The organism is Subtercola vilae (genome assembly GCF_004923255.1).
Taxonomy (GTDB): domain Bacteria; phylum Actinomycetota; class Actinomycetes; order Actinomycetales; family Microbacteriaceae; genus Subtercola; species Subtercola vilae.
The window spans coordinates 63,478-78,333 of the sequence record NZ_QYRT01000008.1 but is presented as its reverse complement, the minus strand read 5'-3'; the positions used below and the strand labels follow the sequence as shown (position 1 = coordinate 78,333).

15 protein-coding genes are annotated in these 14,856 nt (G+C 69.5%); 6 read left to right on the top strand and 9 right to left on the bottom strand.

From position 1 onward, the window contains the following. Window positions 1-23: 23 nt before the first annotated feature. On the top strand, window positions 24-593 hold the full coding sequence (gene idi / locus D4765_RS06180; RefSeq protein WP_136641417.1) for an isopentenyl-diphosphate Delta-isomerase: 570 nt from the start codon (window positions 24-26) through the stop codon (window positions 591-593). 67 nt (window positions 594-660) lie between these two features. On the opposite strand, the gene D4765_RS06175 is transcribed toward idi, so the two are convergent. The 3 genes from D4765_RS06175 to D4765_RS06165 all read right to left on the bottom strand — a co-directional run bounded on the left by D4765_RS06175 (window position 661) and on the right by D4765_RS06165 (window position 3,488). After that, window positions 661-1,530: a hypothetical protein gene (locus D4765_RS06175; RefSeq protein ID WP_136641416.1), complete on the bottom strand. Its 870-nt coding sequence runs from the start codon at window positions 1,528-1,530 to the stop codon at window positions 661-663. A gap of 13 nt (window positions 1,531-1,543) precedes the next feature. Next, entirely contained in the window at window positions 1,544-2,206 is a 663-nt protein-coding gene (locus tag D4765_RS06170; protein ID WP_136641415.1) for an HAD-IA family hydrolase, read from the bottom strand. Window positions 2,207-2,381: 175 nt separating this feature from the next. Further along, window positions 2,382-3,488: a hypothetical protein gene (locus tag D4765_RS06165; protein ID WP_136641414.1), complete on the bottom strand. Its 1,107-nt coding sequence runs from the start codon at window positions 3,486-3,488 to the stop codon at window positions 2,382-2,384. A 125-nt stretch (window positions 3,489-3,613) separates the two neighbouring features. Here D4765_RS06165 and D4765_RS06160 point away from each other — a divergent pair, with 125 nt between their 5' ends. Beyond that, window positions 3,614-4,474: a PfkB family carbohydrate kinase gene (locus tag D4765_RS06160; RefSeq protein WP_136641413.1), complete on the top strand. Its 861-nt coding sequence runs from the start codon at window positions 3,614-3,616 to the stop codon at window positions 4,472-4,474. Window positions 4,475-4,630: 156 nt separating this feature from the next. Here D4765_RS06160 and D4765_RS06155 read toward each other — a convergent pair whose 3' ends face one another. From D4765_RS06155 to D4765_RS06140, 4 genes are read right to left on the bottom strand one after another with little or no spacing between them, the layout of a single operon-like run. After that, window positions 4,631-5,434, bottom strand: a complete 804-nt coding sequence (locus D4765_RS06155) for an ABC transporter ATP-binding protein (RefSeq protein WP_136641412.1) — start codon at window positions 5,432-5,434, stop codon at window positions 4,631-4,633. A 3-nt stretch (window positions 5,435-5,437) separates the two neighbouring features. Further along, on the bottom strand, window positions 5,438-6,496 hold the full coding sequence (locus D4765_RS06150) for a FecCD family ABC transporter permease (RefSeq protein WP_136641411.1): 1,059 nt from the start codon (window positions 6,494-6,496) through the stop codon (window positions 5,438-5,440). Continuing rightward, window positions 6,493-7,515 carry a FecCD family ABC transporter permease gene (locus D4765_RS06145; RefSeq protein ID WP_136641410.1) on the bottom strand — a complete coding sequence of 341 codons (1,023 nt, stop codon included), beginning with the start codon at window positions 7,513-7,515 and terminating at the stop codon, window positions 6,493-6,495. The genes D4765_RS06150 and D4765_RS06145 overlap by 4 nt, the downstream gene beginning before the upstream one ends. A 40-nt stretch (window positions 7,516-7,555) precedes the next feature. Continuing rightward, window positions 7,556-8,629, bottom strand: coding sequence for an iron-siderophore ABC transporter substrate-binding protein (locus tag D4765_RS06140; RefSeq protein ID WP_136641409.1), 1,074 nt, complete (start codon window positions 8,627-8,629; stop codon window positions 7,556-7,558). 183 nt (window positions 8,630-8,812) lie between these two features. On the opposite strand from D4765_RS06140, the gene D4765_RS06135 reads away from it, so the two are divergent. Beyond that, window positions 8,813-10,186 (top strand): NAD(P)/FAD-dependent oxidoreductase, encoded by a 1,374-nt coding sequence (locus D4765_RS06135; RefSeq protein WP_136641408.1) that lies wholly within the window; start codon window positions 8,813-8,815, stop codon window positions 10,184-10,186. Between the two features lie 92 nt (window positions 10,187-10,278). Here D4765_RS06135 and dcd read toward each other — a convergent pair whose 3' ends face one another. Together dcd and D4765_RS06125 are read right to left on the bottom strand one after the other, a co-directional pair. Next, window positions 10,279-10,893, bottom strand: coding sequence for a dCTP deaminase (gene dcd / locus D4765_RS06130; RefSeq protein ID WP_136641407.1), 615 nt, complete (start codon window positions 10,891-10,893; stop codon window positions 10,279-10,281). A gap of 155 nt (window positions 10,894-11,048) precedes the next feature. After that, window positions 11,049-12,626: an FAD-binding protein gene (locus tag D4765_RS06125; RefSeq protein WP_161580368.1), complete on the bottom strand. Its 1,578-nt coding sequence runs from the start codon at window positions 12,624-12,626 to the stop codon at window positions 11,049-11,051. A gap of 138 nt (window positions 12,627-12,764) precedes the next feature. Between D4765_RS06125 and D4765_RS06120 the strand changes: the two genes are divergently transcribed. The 3 genes from D4765_RS06120 to D4765_RS06110 all read left to right on the top strand — a co-directional run bounded on the left by D4765_RS06120 (window position 12,765) and on the right by D4765_RS06110 (window position 14,851). Then, on the top strand, window positions 12,765-12,941 hold the full coding sequence (locus tag D4765_RS06120; RefSeq protein WP_201799243.1) for a hypothetical protein: 177 nt from the start codon (window positions 12,765-12,767) through the stop codon (window positions 12,939-12,941). A 78-nt stretch (window positions 12,942-13,019) separates the two neighbouring features. Continuing rightward, window positions 13,020-13,643 (top strand): helix-turn-helix domain-containing protein, encoded by a 624-nt coding sequence (locus tag D4765_RS06115; RefSeq protein WP_136641405.1) that lies wholly within the window; start codon window positions 13,020-13,022, stop codon window positions 13,641-13,643. After that, on the top strand, window positions 13,640-14,851 hold the full coding sequence (locus D4765_RS06110) for a HipA domain-containing protein (protein ID WP_136641404.1): 1,212 nt from the start codon (window positions 13,640-13,642) through the stop codon (window positions 14,849-14,851). The genes D4765_RS06115 and D4765_RS06110 overlap by 4 nt, the downstream gene beginning before the upstream one ends. The last annotated feature ends 5 nt before the right edge of the window (window positions 14,852-14,856 follow it).

The window sequence follows — 14,856 nt, the reverse complement described above, 5'->3', positions numbered from 1 at the left end:
CCACGGCAGGAGAAGAGGGCGTAATGGCTGTCGTTGATGAACAGGTCGTGCTACTGTCTGAGTCCGGTTCGGCCATCGGCGTGGCACCGAAAGCCACTGTGCACACTGCCCACACACCTCTGCACCTGGCCTTCTCGTGCCACATCTTCGACGAGGCCGGCCGGGTTCTCGTCACCCGGCGGGCGCTGGCAAAACGCACGTGGCCCGGCGTCTGGACCAACAGTTTCTGCGGGCATCCGGCACCGGGTGAGGCAATGGATGCCGCGGTCGAACGCCGCGCGGCAGCCGAACTCGGTGTGACGCTCGAGTCGTACACCCTCGCACTGCCCGACTTTCGGTACCGGGCCGTCGATGCGTCGGGAGTGGTCGAGAACGAGATCTGCCCTGTGTACACGGCGCGCGTGACCGCGGGTGAGGGGCTGCTCACGCCGAACCCCGACGAGGTCATGGAGTACCAGTGGGCCGACCCGGTGCTGCTGCTGGCCGCCATCGAGGCGACGCCGTGGGCGTTCAGCCCGTGGCTGACGCTGCAGCTGCCGCGGTTGGCCGGGCTGGGGCTGCCCGGCCAGGTGGCGGGGGCTGCGGCACTGTAGGGCGGGGCCGGGCCGCGGCTGCGCGTCACGGATTGCCGGGCGTCACGGATTGCCGGGCGTCGCGGCGTCAGGAGAACGTGTGCGGGGCGACGGTGAAGTTGAGGGTGCCGTCGGGCAGCCACGTGGCGGTGACGTCGACGTTCGAGAGGGCCTTCGAGCCGGTGCGGGGGTTCAGGTTGGTGATGCCTGAGACAGTGACGGTGAGGCCGTCGACTCCGATCAGGGCGGGGTCGTTGCACGTCGTGGCGAAGGTTCGGGGGTCTGAGCCGAGAACCACGACGAGGCAGATCGAACCGAACGTGCTCTTCGCGAGGTAGGCCGAAGCCGGAGTGAAGTCGGTGGTGCTGAGCAGCCGGAACGTGGATCGGTCGACGTCGGGCGGTAGCGCAGCGCTGACCAACGACAGGGCCGGCAGGTCGCCCGTGGTCTGGGCGCGGGCGAAGACGGTGTCGAGGGAGTTGGCGGCCAGGATGGCGCCCGCGACGGAGTCGGCCGGGGCGACAGGGGATCCGGAAGGGCCGAGGGCTCCGGCGGCGGTGCCCGCGGTGCTGGTGCCTGCGGTGCTGGTGCCTTCGCCGGCCGGGGTGCCTCCGCGCCCGCCGCCGAACGCGCTGGTGAGGGTGCCGAACACCGAGCCGAGCTCCGGGGTGGCGAGCACCACGAGGGCGAACACGAGCGCCAGGACAGGAACGCTCCAGGCGATGCGCCGACGCCGGGTGTGCCGCGCCAGACGCTCGAGGCGGGCAGCCGCTTCATACGCTGCCGCAGAACGGGCGACCTCGGCCCGGCCTGCGGCGATCTGCGCCTCGAGGTCGTACAGGCGAACGGCCTGATCCAGCCGCTCACGCTCGGGGGTGCCGGGGCCGTAGACCGCACGCCGCAGATCAGTGAGCAGGCTCTGCCGGGAGACGGTGTCGTCGGCGGGGAGGTCAGGCATCGGGCATCCGGAATCAGACGGCGAAGCTGAAGCCGTCGGCCGTGAAGATCAGCCGCACATCGGCGAGGCTCTCGACCACGAGGTCGGCGTCGAGTTGGCCGGCTCGGTGGGTTCCGACGACGCCGACGGTGGCGCAGCCGGCAGCCCGGGCGGCGGCGAGGCCCGCGGGGGCGTCTTCGAAGACCACGCAGTCGCGGGGGTCGACGCTGAGGCGGCGGGCGCCCTCGAGAAACGGGTCGGGGTTCGGTTTGCCGAGAACGGTGTCGTCGATCGTGACGACCACGGCGGGTGCCGGGATGCCCGAGGCGGCGATGCGCACGGCCGCGAGGTCGCGCGTGCACGAGGTGACAATGGCGCGGCGGGGTTCGGGGATGCCGCTGAGCAGCTCGGCGGCTCCCGGCAGAACGGTGATGCCCGCGAGGTCGACGAGTTCGAGGGCTTGCACGCGGGCGAAGCCCTCCTCGACCCGGTCGGCCGGGAGGAGGTCGGCCACGAGGCCGCGGGCGGGCTTGCCGTGCATGCCGTCGCGAAAACCGTCGGGGAGACCGAACTCGGTGCCCCACTGGCTCCAGGCGCGGTCAACGGCGGGGGTGGAGTCGATGAGGGTGCCGTCCATGTCGAACAGGGCGGCGGCGAAGGTACGCCCGGCGAAGGCGGGGTGCGGGGCGGAGGTCATGGCTCCATTCTCGCGCACAGAGCCGCGCGGGTCGGCGGCACGGAAGGGGCAGCCACGCAGCATCCGAAGCCCGGGTTGGTGAAATCGAGAGGGCAGAATCTCTCCGAAAACGTCGGCTTTATGAGAGGAACCGCCCTCTCGATGGGCGGGAGTCAGAGCAGAGGTGGGGCGCGGGTCAGCGGCGGGCGGTGGTGCCGATGGTGAAGGTGCCGTCGGGGTTCCAGCGGGCGAGCAGGTCGACGGTGGCCGAGTCGACGGAGTGCGTCGAGGGGTTGAGCGCGGCGGAGGTCGACATCGACAGCTGCAGCCCGCCCGCAGCCACCGCGGCCTCGCTGGCGCACGAGGTCGCGTAGTCGGAGGCGTTGCCGTACACGACGAGGCAGATGTTGCCGTCGACGTCGTGGGCGGCGTACGCGGATCCGTTCGAGAACTCTCCCCGGCTCAGCGCACGGAACGAGTCGGGCACCATGTGCGAGGGGAACTGCAGCGGTAGCGGCGGAACGTCGATCATGATCTGGGCGTGCGTGAAGATCACGGCGTACGAGTTCGCGGCGTCTGCGGCGCTGGCGCTGGCTGTCGCTGGGGCTGTGGCTGCGCTACCAGCCCCGGTGCTGGCCCCGGTAGACGCGAACGCCGAGCTGCTGGCGCCCGCAGTCGCCCGCGAGATGGCGGCCGACGCGAGCGAACCGGCCGCGAGAAACACGGCAACCACGAGGGCTGCGAGCACACCCCAACGCGCCAGGGCGTCTCCGTGCCGGGCGGACCGACCCGTGCGGCGGCGCTGCGCGGGGGTCGCAGGGTGGTGCCGTGCGGCAGTGTCGAGGCCGGCGGCGGGCCGAGAGGGAGGAACGTGATCGCCACACACGGAGGTCGTAGGCGCTGGGCCACCGTGGTTCGCTGGCACGTGGGGGGCTGACGCCTGCGAGGGTTCCGGATGCTCCGCCTTCAGCGCGTGCGCGAGAGAAAGGTCGAACGCGAGTCGGTCTCCCGCCAGTTCTCGCTCCAGCGACTGCAGGTCGAGTGCCGCCTCGGCGGAGTCAGCTGCGGCGGGGGTAGACGCGAACGGCGTGTGCGCGGGGCGCGCGAAGACAGTGCGTTGCAGAGCGGGGAGACGGCGGGCAGGTGCCAGGGCGCCGGAGGGAGCGGCGGTTTCGGGGTGCGAATTCCACCACAGGGCATCCAGAGCCTGGTGGCGACCCCGGTAGGCGGAGGTGAAGCGGGCGAGGAAGTCGTCGTGGGCGGCGGCATACGCGAACCAGTCAGTAGTGAGTGCGGGTGTCACAGGGAGCCTCCGGTTTCATCTTTGCGGGCAGGGCGCGCAAAAGCTACCGGGCGGGCCGCACCAGCACCAACACCAGCACCAGCGGCTCACGACAGGCTCTCGGAATGGCACCGTAGACTTTGGGAGTGAAGATCACGATAGTCGGGCATGTGTGCATCGACGAGAACGTCAGCGAAGGGGAAGCCGCAACACGGCTCGCTGGGTCGCCAGCCGTGTTCATGAACCGGCTCTTCTCGCACGACCGCGCACTCGACGTGTCGATTCTGGCCCCGTACGGTGACGACTTCGAGGAGTTCGCGGCCGAGCTTCCTCTGCTGAGCCGCCCGCTGCACGCCCGCACGCTGCTCTACCGCAACGTTCTGACCGGAACGCACCGCCGCCAGGAGGTCGAGCACGCCGAGGCGTCGGCTCCGGGCGACATCGACGCGATCGCCGGCATCGAGCTCGAACGCACCGACCTGCTGATTCTGAGCCCGTTGCTGCCGAACTTCGACGTCGACTACGTGCGCGAGGTGCGGCGCCGGGTGCCCGCTGAAGCTGTCACGGTGCTGCTTCCACAGGGGTACATGCGCACGGTCGCGAGCGACGGGCGCGTCAACAAGCGCGACTTCGTCGAATTCGCTGAGGTGCTGCCGCTGGTCGATATCGCGGTTTTCTCCGACGAAGACACCGACGACGCTCTCGCGCGGGGCGCCGAGTGGTCGAGGCGATTCGTGAACACGAGCATCGTGGTCACCCAGAACAAATACGGCGCCACGCTCTTTCGCCGGGGAGCGGCCACGGTGATCGGTGCTCCGCTGATCGGCGCGGTGGATCCGCTGGCCACCGTTGGGGCGGGTGACGTGTTCAGCGCGGCGCTGTCGGTCTCGTACGTCGCCAAGCGCGACCTCGGACTGGCCGTGGCTGACGCGAACGAGGCCGCGGCTGAGTTTCTGCAGCGCAGCGAGCTGGGCGCCGAGGCGCCGCTCGCGGCCCTCCGTTACTGACCCGCGCGCCGCTCCCACCCCGCCACGCGTACGCGCACGCTCGCGCCGCGGAGGTGGCCTTACGCTCGCCGCGCTCGCCGCGCTCGCCGCGCACGACTGCGCACGACTGCGCACGATGGCGGTGTGGCGAAGGGCGGGGCTGCGAGGGGGCAGCAGCTACCGCGGCCGGTGGTGCCGGCCCATCGGCACGATGAGCGGCGTACCGGTGACCGGGTCGGCGAGCCGCACCGAGTCGACCCCGAACACGTCGCGCACGAGCGCCTCGGTCACCACGTCACCCGGCGCCCCCTCGGCGACGATGCGCCCGTCTGACATGGCGATGAGGTGGTCGGTGTAGCGACACGCGAGGTTGAGGTCGTGCAGAACCATCACCACGGTGGTGCCGCAGGTTCGGTTGAGGTCGAGGAGAACATCCAGAACCTCGATCTGGTGACTCAGGTCGAGAAACGTTGTGGGCTCGTCGAGCAGCAGAATGCCGGTCTGCTGGGCGAGGGCCATGGCGATCCAGACCCGCTGCCGCTGGCCGCCCGAGAGCTCGTCAAGTGTGCGTTCGGCCAGGTCGGTGGTGCCGGTGGCGGCGAGCGCGTCGGCCACCGCCACATCGTCGCCCGCGTTCCAGCGCGCGAACCAGCCCTGGTGGGGGTAGCGCCCGCGCGCCACGAGGTCGCCCACCGTGATGCCGTCGGGCGCGGTGGGCGTCTGCGGAAGCAGCCCCACCATCGTGGCCACGTCTTTCGTCTTCAGGCTCTGGATGCTCTGCCCATCGAGCAGCACAGCCCCGGCGCTCGGCACCAGCAGCCTCGCCAGGCCGCGCAGCAGCGTGGATTTTCCGCACGCATTCGGCCCCACGATGGTGGTCACGGCGCCCGCCGGTATGGCCACGCTCAGCTCTGACACGATGAGCCGCCCGTCGTAACCAAGGCTCACCCCGTCGGCCGCGAGGGTGTGTTCGTCTGTCATGGGTCAGCCTCCCTGGCCGGAACGGTTCGTACGAGTGAGCAACCACAGCAGGTACGGCGCACCGACGATTCCGGTGACCACCCCCACGGGCAGTGAGGTGCCGGGCAGAGCGAACTGGGCCACGAGGTCGCTCGCGAGCACGATCACTCCGCCGAGCAGTGCCGCCGGAACAAGAGCGAGCCGACCCCCGCCGACGAGCCGACGCGCAATGGGCGACGCCACCAGCGCGACGAAACCGATGGGCCCCACGATCGACACGGCGACCGCCGCGAGCGCCACCGCGACCACGATGAGCACGAGACGCGAACGCTCGACCCGCACCCCGAGGGCCAGCGCCGAGTCATCGCCGAGCCGCAGCGCGTCGAGCGTAGGCGAGAGCGCGAGGGTGAGCGGAACCAGCACGACAACCGCCACAGCCAGCACGAGCACCTCCGACCACGTCGAATTGTTCAGGCTGCCGGTGAGCCACACGAGCGCCTGCTGCACATCGGTGATCTTGCCGCGGGTGAGCTGGTACGACGTGATACTGGTGCTCACGGCCGCCACACCGATACCCACAAGTACCAGCCGGTAGCCCGTGATGCCGTTGCGCCACGCGAGCAGGTAGATGACGGCCGCCGCGGCCAGCGCGCCGGCCAGCACGATACCCGACAGTGCGAACCCGCTGAGCCCGAGCAGCAGAATCGCGCTGATGCCGGTGGCACTCGCGCTCGACGTGATACCGATGATGTCGGGGCTCGCCAGCGGGTTACGCACGATCGCCTGAAACAGGGCCCCCGACAGCCCGAGGCACACGCCCACCAGCAGGCCGACGGATGCCCGGGGCAGCCGCACCTCGCCCACCACGAAGTTCGCCGAGCGAGACCCGTGGCCGGTCAGCGCACCGAACACCTCGGGCACGCTGAGGCTGAACGCGCCGAGGCACAGCGTCACCAGCACGAGCGCAATCACCACCGCGCCCAGCACCACGCCCACCCGCCCACCGCGGCCCGAGCCAGAACGTCGGCCACCGGCACCGCCGCCAGCGTGCCGTCGGCCGCGGCCCTTCTCCCCCGCCCTCACAGCGACCCCAGCCGCGTGCGGCGCACCAGCGCGATGAAGAACGGAGCCCCCACGAGCCCGATCACGATGCCCACCTGCAGCTCGCCCGGCAGCGCCACGACCCGCCCGATCACGTCAGCGCCGAGCAGCAGCACCGGCCCGAGCACCAGGGAGAACGGCAGGATGAACCGGTAGTCGGGCCCCGCGAAGTACCGCGCCACATGCGGCACGACGAGCCCCACGAAGACGAGGGGGCCGACGGCTGCGGTGGCCGATCCGCAGAGCAGAACGACCGCCACGGCACCGACCAGACGCGAGACGGCGACCTTCTGCCCGAGGCCCCGCGCGAGGTCGTCGCCGAGCGCCAAACCGTTGAGGGTTCGGCCGAGACCGAGGGCCAGCACCACGCCGACAAGGGCGAGCGGGGCGACCTGGGTGAGAACATCCGTGCCCCGGCCGGCGAGCGAACCGACCTGCCAGAAGCGCAGCGAGTCGAGGGCGGCGGTGTTGGTGAGCTGCACGGCCGTGATGACCGAACCGAGGGCAGCCGACACCGCGGCCCCGGCGAGCGCAAGCTTCACGGGCGTGGCGCCTTCGCGACCGCCCGAGGCGACCACGTAGACGAGAACGGAGGCCAGCGCCGCGCCCGCGAACGCGAACCAGAGGTATCCGCTCGGGCTGGTGACGCCGAAGACCGCGATGGCGACAACCGCGGCCAGCGCCGCCCCGAAGTTCACGCCCAGAATGCCGGGGTCGGCGAGCGGATTGCGGGTCAACCCCTGCATGACAGCGCCGCCGAGCGCGAGGCATCCCCCGGCCAACAGCCCGATCAGCGTGCGCGGAATGCGCTTGTCGACCACCACCAGCGCGTCGGTGTTGTTCGGGTCGTAGTGAGTGAGGGCGTTGAGCACGACGCCGGGGCTGAGGCTGCGCGCCCCCACCGCGAGGCTCAGCGCGCACACGACAACGAGCGCCACGACCGCAAGAGTGAAGAACACTGCTCGCCGCCGGGCGCTCGTGGGGCGGTGACCGCCTGCCATCTGCCGGTTCCGGATGCCCGGGGCCGTAGCCCTGCCGAACCTACTTCGCCGCGGCGGCGGCGAGTACGGGCACGTACTGGGTGAGCATCCACGGAATCGAGAGCACACTCGGCGCACTCGTGGCCATGACGAACGACTCGCCCACGATGGGCGCGAACCGACCGGCCTTCACGGCGGGCATCGCGGCGATGAGCGGGTCGGCCGTGAAAGCGTCGACGGCGGCCTGGTTCTCGAAGTACGCCACGAGCACGTCACTCGTGAGTTGGTTCACGTTCTCGAAGCTGACCGGAAAGTAGAAGCTGCCCGCGCTCGAGCCGTTGTCGACCTTCGCGACGCTGTCGCTGACCGTCATTCCGAGCTGAACGAGCAACTGCACGCGGGGGTCGCCCGCGGTGTACACGTTGAAGACGTCGGGGCTGTTGCTGGCGCCGTAGACGAACGACGTGCCCGCCAGAGCTGGGTTCGCGGCGGCCAGCGCCGAGACCTGGTCGTTGGTCGACTTCAGCAGGGCATCCGCCTCGGCTGTCTTGCCGAGCGCCTTGCCCACAATGGTGAGCTGGTCTTGCCAGGTGGTCGACCAGACCTTGTCGGGGTAGCCCACGACCGGGGCGATCTTGCTGAGGGTGTCGTACTGCTCCTGTGTGAGGCCGGAGTAGGGCGCGAGAATCACGTCGGGAGCCGCCTGGGCGATCTCCTCGATGGGGGGCTCACCGGTGTCGCCGCCGCTCAACATCAGGGGAGTCGTGCCGCCCAGCTTGGTGATCTGCTCGGCATCCCACGGCAGCACGCCGTCGGCGTTGCCGCCGTAGGTCATCTTCGGCATGGCGACCGGAACAACACCGAGGGCGAGCACGGCGTCTTGAGCCGACCAGCCCCAGACCGCCACGCGCGTGGGTGCCGCGGCGATCGTGGCGCTGCCGAGGGCGCTCGCCACCGTGACGGGGAAGGCATCGGATGCCCCGGCCGCCGCAGGTGAGCTCGACCCTGTCGTTGCGCTCGAGCTGCAGCCCGTGAGAACCAGAGCAGCGGCGGCGGTCAGGGCTGCGGCGGCACGTGCCATGCGGCCTCGGCGGCGGCGATGCGATGCGGAAGGAAGGGGTGCGGGGGTGGGCATGAAAGCTCCTCGTCGGGGTACCTGCGGTATTCGTACCGAGTTAGGTAATCCTACCCTTACCAACCGCGTGCGCGTCACATCAGCGCCGCACCGGGCCGCGCCCAGCGGCGGTCATTCTCGCGCGCCGATGCCCGCACCGAAAGGGCTGGTTCGAGGCCGACGCCCGCGCGTAGCGTGAAGCTCATGACCGATGCAGAGATCAACCGTCAGGCGACACCCGTGAAGCAGCGGGTGCTCATTCTCGGGGGCGGCTACGCCGGCCTCTACGTTGCCCTCGGGCTGCAGAAGCACCGCGGTGAGACCCCGGTGGAGATCATCGTGGTCGACCGGAATCCGTACATGACGTACCAACCACTGCTGCCAGAGGTTGCGGGCGGGCACGTCGCCGCGAGCGATGTGGCGATCTCACTGCGGCAGACGCTTCGGGGTTCGCGGGTCATCCGGGGCCAGCTGGCGGGGCTCGACATCGACACGAAGCAGGCGAGCATCGCAGACTTCGACGGCGGTGTGAGCGAGATCGACTACGACCACGTGGTGTTCGCGCTGGGGGCGGTGACACGGGTGTTCGACACGCCTGGGCTGAAAGAGAACGCGGTGGGGTTCAAGACGATCGAGGAGGCGGTGTACACGCACAACCGCGTTCTCGAGCAGGTGGCGCTGGCGGCGTCGTATTCGGTGTCGGGCGACGAGGATGCCCGGGCGAAAGCCCTCACGTTCGTCGTCGTCGGTGGCGGCTACACCGGGGTCGAAGCGCTGTCTGAGCTCAGCGACCTGTCGAAGATCGCGGTGGCGGCCAACCCCTCACTCGACGCCTCCGAGTTGCACTGGGTGCTCATCGAGGCGCTCGACCGTGTGGCGCCCGAAGTGGGCCCCGAACTCTCGAAGTGGAGCCTGCAGCAGCTGCGCGAGCGCGGAATAGACGTGCGCCTGAAGACCACCATCACCTCGGCCGAAAACGGCGACATCGTGCTCGACTCGGGCGAGACCATCCCGGCTAACACCATCATCTGGACAGCCGGGGTACAACCGAACCCCGCCCTCAACACCACGAACGCCCCGCGCGGGCCCAAGGGGCACGTCGTAGCGAACGTGCAACTGCAGGTGGTGCGCGACGACGGCACTCCGGTCGAGGGGGCGTGGGCCGTGGGCGACAACGCGCAGATCCCCGACCTGACGGCGACCACGCAGCCGGCGTACTATCCGCCGAACGCGCAGAATGCGTTGCGGCAGGGGGTGCTGCTCGCGCAGAACATTCTGGCGAGCATCCGGGGCGGTGAACTCACCGAGTATCGCCATGCCTCGCTCGGAACGGTGGCGGGGTACGGCGTGGGGCACGGGGCCGCGCTGATCAAGGGCGTGAAGCTGCGGGGGCTGCCGGCGTGGGCCGCTCACCGGGGGTACCACGGGCTCGTGATTCCGACGCTGAATCGCAAGGTGCGCGTGATCGCCGGGTGGCTCGTCGAGGCCGTCACCTCTCGCGAGACGGTGGCGCTGCCCGGCACAGAGCACCCGCGCCGCATCTTCGAGGAGTCGTTCGACGCCCTCAAGAAGCACTGAGCCCCTCTCCCCTCTTGAGCGCGGCACGGCGCGAAACGTGCGAGAGGGCAGGGGCAGAGGGGGGGCAGAGCGGAGGCAGGGGCAGGGCGGTGTCAGGCGTCGCCGAGCGAAAGCGGGGCATCCGGAGCCGACGAGACGTCGGTGCGGTGAAAGTTCAGGTGCGAGCGGCTCGCGGTGGGGCCGCGCTGGCCCTGGTAGCGCGAGCTGTACTGCTCTGAGCCGTACGGATGCTCGGCCGGCGAACTGAGCTGAAAGAAGCAGAGCTGGCCGATCTTCATTCCGGGCCAGAGCTTGATGGGCAGCGTGGCGACGTTCGACAGTTCGAGGGTGACGTGGCCCGAGAATCCGGGGTCGATGAAGCCGGCGGTCGAGTGGGTTAGCAGGCCCAGGCGACCGAGCGAGCTCTTGCCTTCGAGGCGGGCAGCGATGTCGTCGGGCAGGCTGACGCGCTCGAAAGTGGCGCCGAGCACGAACTCGCCGGGGTGCAGGATGAACGGCTCATCGGCTTTCGCTTCGATGAGGCGGGTCAGCTCCGGCTGGTCTTCGGCCGGGTCGATGAAGGGGTACTTGTGGTTGTCGAACAGGCGAAAGAAGCGGTCGAGGCGCACGTCGACGCTCGACGGCTGCACCATTGAGGGCTCGTATGGGCTCAGCCCGACCCGCCCGCTGTCGAGTTCGGCCCTGATGTCGCGGTCGGAGAGAAGCACGGCGCCAGCTTACCGGCGGGCGGGGCGCGGCGGGGCGGAGTCTGGCGCGCGGCGAGGCAGGGCGGGCGCTGGCGCGCTGCGGCTGCGGCTGCGGCTGCGGCTGCGGCTGCGGCTGCGGCGACTCTAGACACTCGACGGCGTGAGGCGCCTGACGCTCAGTACGACTGCGGCTGGGTGAAGAGCGAGTTCGGGTCGTACTGCTTCTTCAGCGCGGTGAGGCGGGCGAGGTTGGCTCCGAAGTACGCCGTGTCGGCGTCGGGAACGGTGGCATCGGCGTAGTTGACGTAGGCCCAGTTCTGCCAGTGCGCCGTCATGGCCGTGCGAAACGTGCGAACGTAGGCGTCGAAGGGGGCGGGGGCGGCTCCGACAGCGAACGTTGCGGTGTACTGCACGCTGAACAGCGCCGCGCGGTGCACAAACGCGGTGGCGGCAGGGTCGATGGTTGCCACGACGCCGCCGAGGGCATCCATCGAGATGCCGCCCTCGGTCATGCCCGACACCTTCTGTGCCGCCTCGACCTGGGCGATCAGGTCGCTGATGCCCGACGCGTCGAGGGTGACGTAGGCCATATTGGATGTTCCCGACGACGGCTCACGCGTCAGCTTGCCGTTCGGCCCGGTGTTGCACTGCGTGATGTCGACGCCCTGGCAGCCGGCCTCGATCATCATCGCGTCGAGGTAGCTGTGGGTGAACGACTTGTTCGCGTCGGGCGACGCGGTGACGCCGTTCACGAGCGGAGCCAGCTGCGCGGCGAGGGCGGCGTCGGTCTGGTCGCCGGTCCAGGTGCCCGACACCGACACACTCGGGTTGCCCTGGTGCGTCTCGCCGCCCAGCAGCTTGAGAGTCGACCACAGCCGATTGTCGGCGCTCGGGGCCCAGGTCTGCCAGGCGGAGATGACCTCGGCGGCGGCCGACCACGGCCATTCGACGTACCAGGTCGTGACGTCGGGCGCCTTCTGCGTGACGAAGGTGAGGCCCGTGACCACGCCCATCATGCCGCCTCCCCCGCCCTGGCTCGCCCAGAACAGGTCGGCGTCGTTCGTCGAACTGGCCTGGTGAACGGTGCCGTCGGCCGTGACGATCTCGACGCCGGTCAGCTGGTCGCAGGCGAGCCCGAACGAGCGCACCAGAACGCCCACGCCACCGCCGAGGGTGAGGCCGGTGACGCCCACCGTGGCGCACGAACCGCCCGCGATGGCCCGGCCTGCGGAGCCGAGGGTGTTGTAGACCTCGGCGAGGCTCGCGCCCGCACCCACCCGCGCGGTGGTTCCGCTGTCGCTGAGGGTGACGTCGGTGAGGGTGGTCGTGCTGATGATGAGCGACGGCGCGACATCGCTGCCCGCGGCCCCGCCGGCAGACCAGCCGACGTAGTTGTGACCGCCCGAGCGGAGTGCCACCGGAACCCGGTACTTCGTGGCGAACGCCAGCGCCGCCGCCACATCGGCCGCCGATGACGCCTCGAGAACGGCGAGCGGCTGGGCGTCGTCGAAACGGGGGTTCTCGGTGAGCTTGGCTGCGGCGTAGTCGGTGTCGGCCGGCAGCAGCAGGGTGCCCTTGACGGCGCTCTTCAGTTCGCCCCAGACCGGCGGGCCGAGCGGTGTCGGCGTGCTGGTGGGAACAGCCGGGCTCGCGGTGGGGTTGGGCGCCGGGCTCGAGCACGCCGCCAGAACACTGGCCGCGGCAACAGACGAGCCCGCTACGAGCAGAAAGTGCCGCCGTGAAAGTGTGTTCATGGCGCCAGTGTAGGGGAGCATCCGGTGCCCGCGGCCAGGCCTGGGCCCTGTACTTCGAGATCGCCCGGCACGCTACTCGGTGTAGAAGGTCGACGGGTTCAGGATGGCCTCGGCCTGCACGACCGGATACAGGTCGGGGTGTTCGACGATGTGCCCACCGGCGTCGCCGTGACGTGGGCCATGACACACGGCGGCCCGTATCCAGCGACGACGAGCCCTGCGCGCACCTCGGTGGGCAGCTCGGCCATCACCCGGTGGCTGCGGCCGGTCACGTACCAGAATGCGGGTGCCGGCGCGCTGACGCGGGCGGGGTAGCGCGGGCGGGGTGGCGCGGGCGGGGGCCGGCGTATTCGCAGCGGCAGCCTGCGCAGCCCCAGACGGTATAGTTGTGTCATGAACGTGGATGAGTACGCCACCGCCGCGGCGATCACGCCCCGGCGCGTGCGGGCGCTCATCACCCGCGGCGCACTCCCGGCCACCAAGGTCGGGCGCGGCTGGGTCATCGACGGCCCCGTTCAGCGCCCGTCGGGGCGGCGGCCTTTGTCACCGACGTCTCAGGATGCCCTGACCAACGCACTTCATCGACGCGGTCTTAGGGGGCTGACCGGGCAGCTGCGTGCGCGAACGGCCACTCGCATTCGCGAACTCCGCGCGAGCACCGATCCCTCCACCCTTCTCGTTGATTGGTGGGGCGGAAAAGCACCGGCCCAGGTGAACGGGAGAACAAATCTCGTCATGCACGCATTCAGGCAGAACAACGAGTTCATCACGAAGCGCGTGAACCATCGCCCGTCCGAGTACCTGCGCGACCCGGCAGACCTCGCCGATGTCGTCTCGACCGAACGCAGCATTCGGGGGCTCTCCCGCAAAGAGTTGGCCGACCTCGCGCGAGTCGACAGCAGCTTCGTCTTCGCGCTCGAGCAGGGGCGCGAGATCACGTCGCTCGGCGATCTGCGACGGGTATTGCGCGCGATCGACGTCGAGCCGTCTGCGCTGCCCAGCATCGACATGCCATGACAGCTGCACTCGACGCCTTTCTCGAAGGTCACTTTGTCGGCCAGTTTCGTGAAGACAACACAGGGGCCGTGAACTTCGTCTACGACGACGCCGCACCAGCCACCCCCCTCTCGCTCTCGTTGCCACGAGACAGACCGGCCACACGCTCAGCGGCCGGTCATTTTCTCGAAAACTTCCTGCCCGACCACTCCGCAACCCGCGCCCGCATGGCCGAGGTCTACGGGTCTCCAAGCGCGAACACCTTCGATCTGCTCGCTGAGAGTGGCGGCGACATCGCAGGTGGTCTCGTGCTTGTTCGGGAGGGAACCGGCATCAACACCGGTGAGCCCGAACTGAACCCGGCCACCGAGCGCGACATCGCCACCCGCATCGCGGCTCTGAAACGCGACCCGGATGCCTGGGTTCCCACTGACGCGCCGGCACGGTTCTCGCTGGGAGGCACCCAAGGCAAATTCGCCCTCGCCCTCGTCGACGACGATTGGTACTGGTCGAATGCGACCGTGCCATCGACCCACATCCTGAAGCCAGCCCGCCCTTCGTTTCGGGGTCTGGAACAGGCAGAGACCGCATCCCTCCGCTTGGCGAACGCTGTCGGCCTGCACGCACCGATGGCGTCAGTGCTGGCCGCAAAAGACCAGACCGCGTACCTGGTCGAGCGGTTCGACCGCGACACGACCCGACCTGTTGCGACGCGCATCCATGCCGAAGATCTCGCTCAGGCGAGCGCTACGTCACCCGACAAGAAGTACGACATGACGGCCACGCAGGCCCTCACGCTGCTCGCCACCGTCGACCGCGACAGTCGACTCGCCCACGCATTCGTCGAGCAGCTGGCGTTCAACACAATGCTGGGCAACGCCGACGCGCACGCCAAAAACTACTCGCTGCTGCTGCGCCCATCGGGCATCACGCTGTCACCGCTGTACGACGTCGTGCCGGTCGGTCTGTACCCGGAGTACCACCAAGACCTCGCGATGCACATCAGTGGTGCGAAACGCCCCCAGACAGTCGGCGCCGATCATTGGCGAAAGCTGGCCACCATGGCAGACCTCGAACCCGATGAGGTTCTGGCTCTCGTCACCGGCATCGCGGTCGGCATTGCCGAACATGCCGATGCTGCATACGAGGCGCTCGCGGATGACCAGCGGCGCTTTCTTCGTGAACAGCTGGTGCGCAACACCGAGAAGCTGACCGCAGCTGCACGCTGAACCGC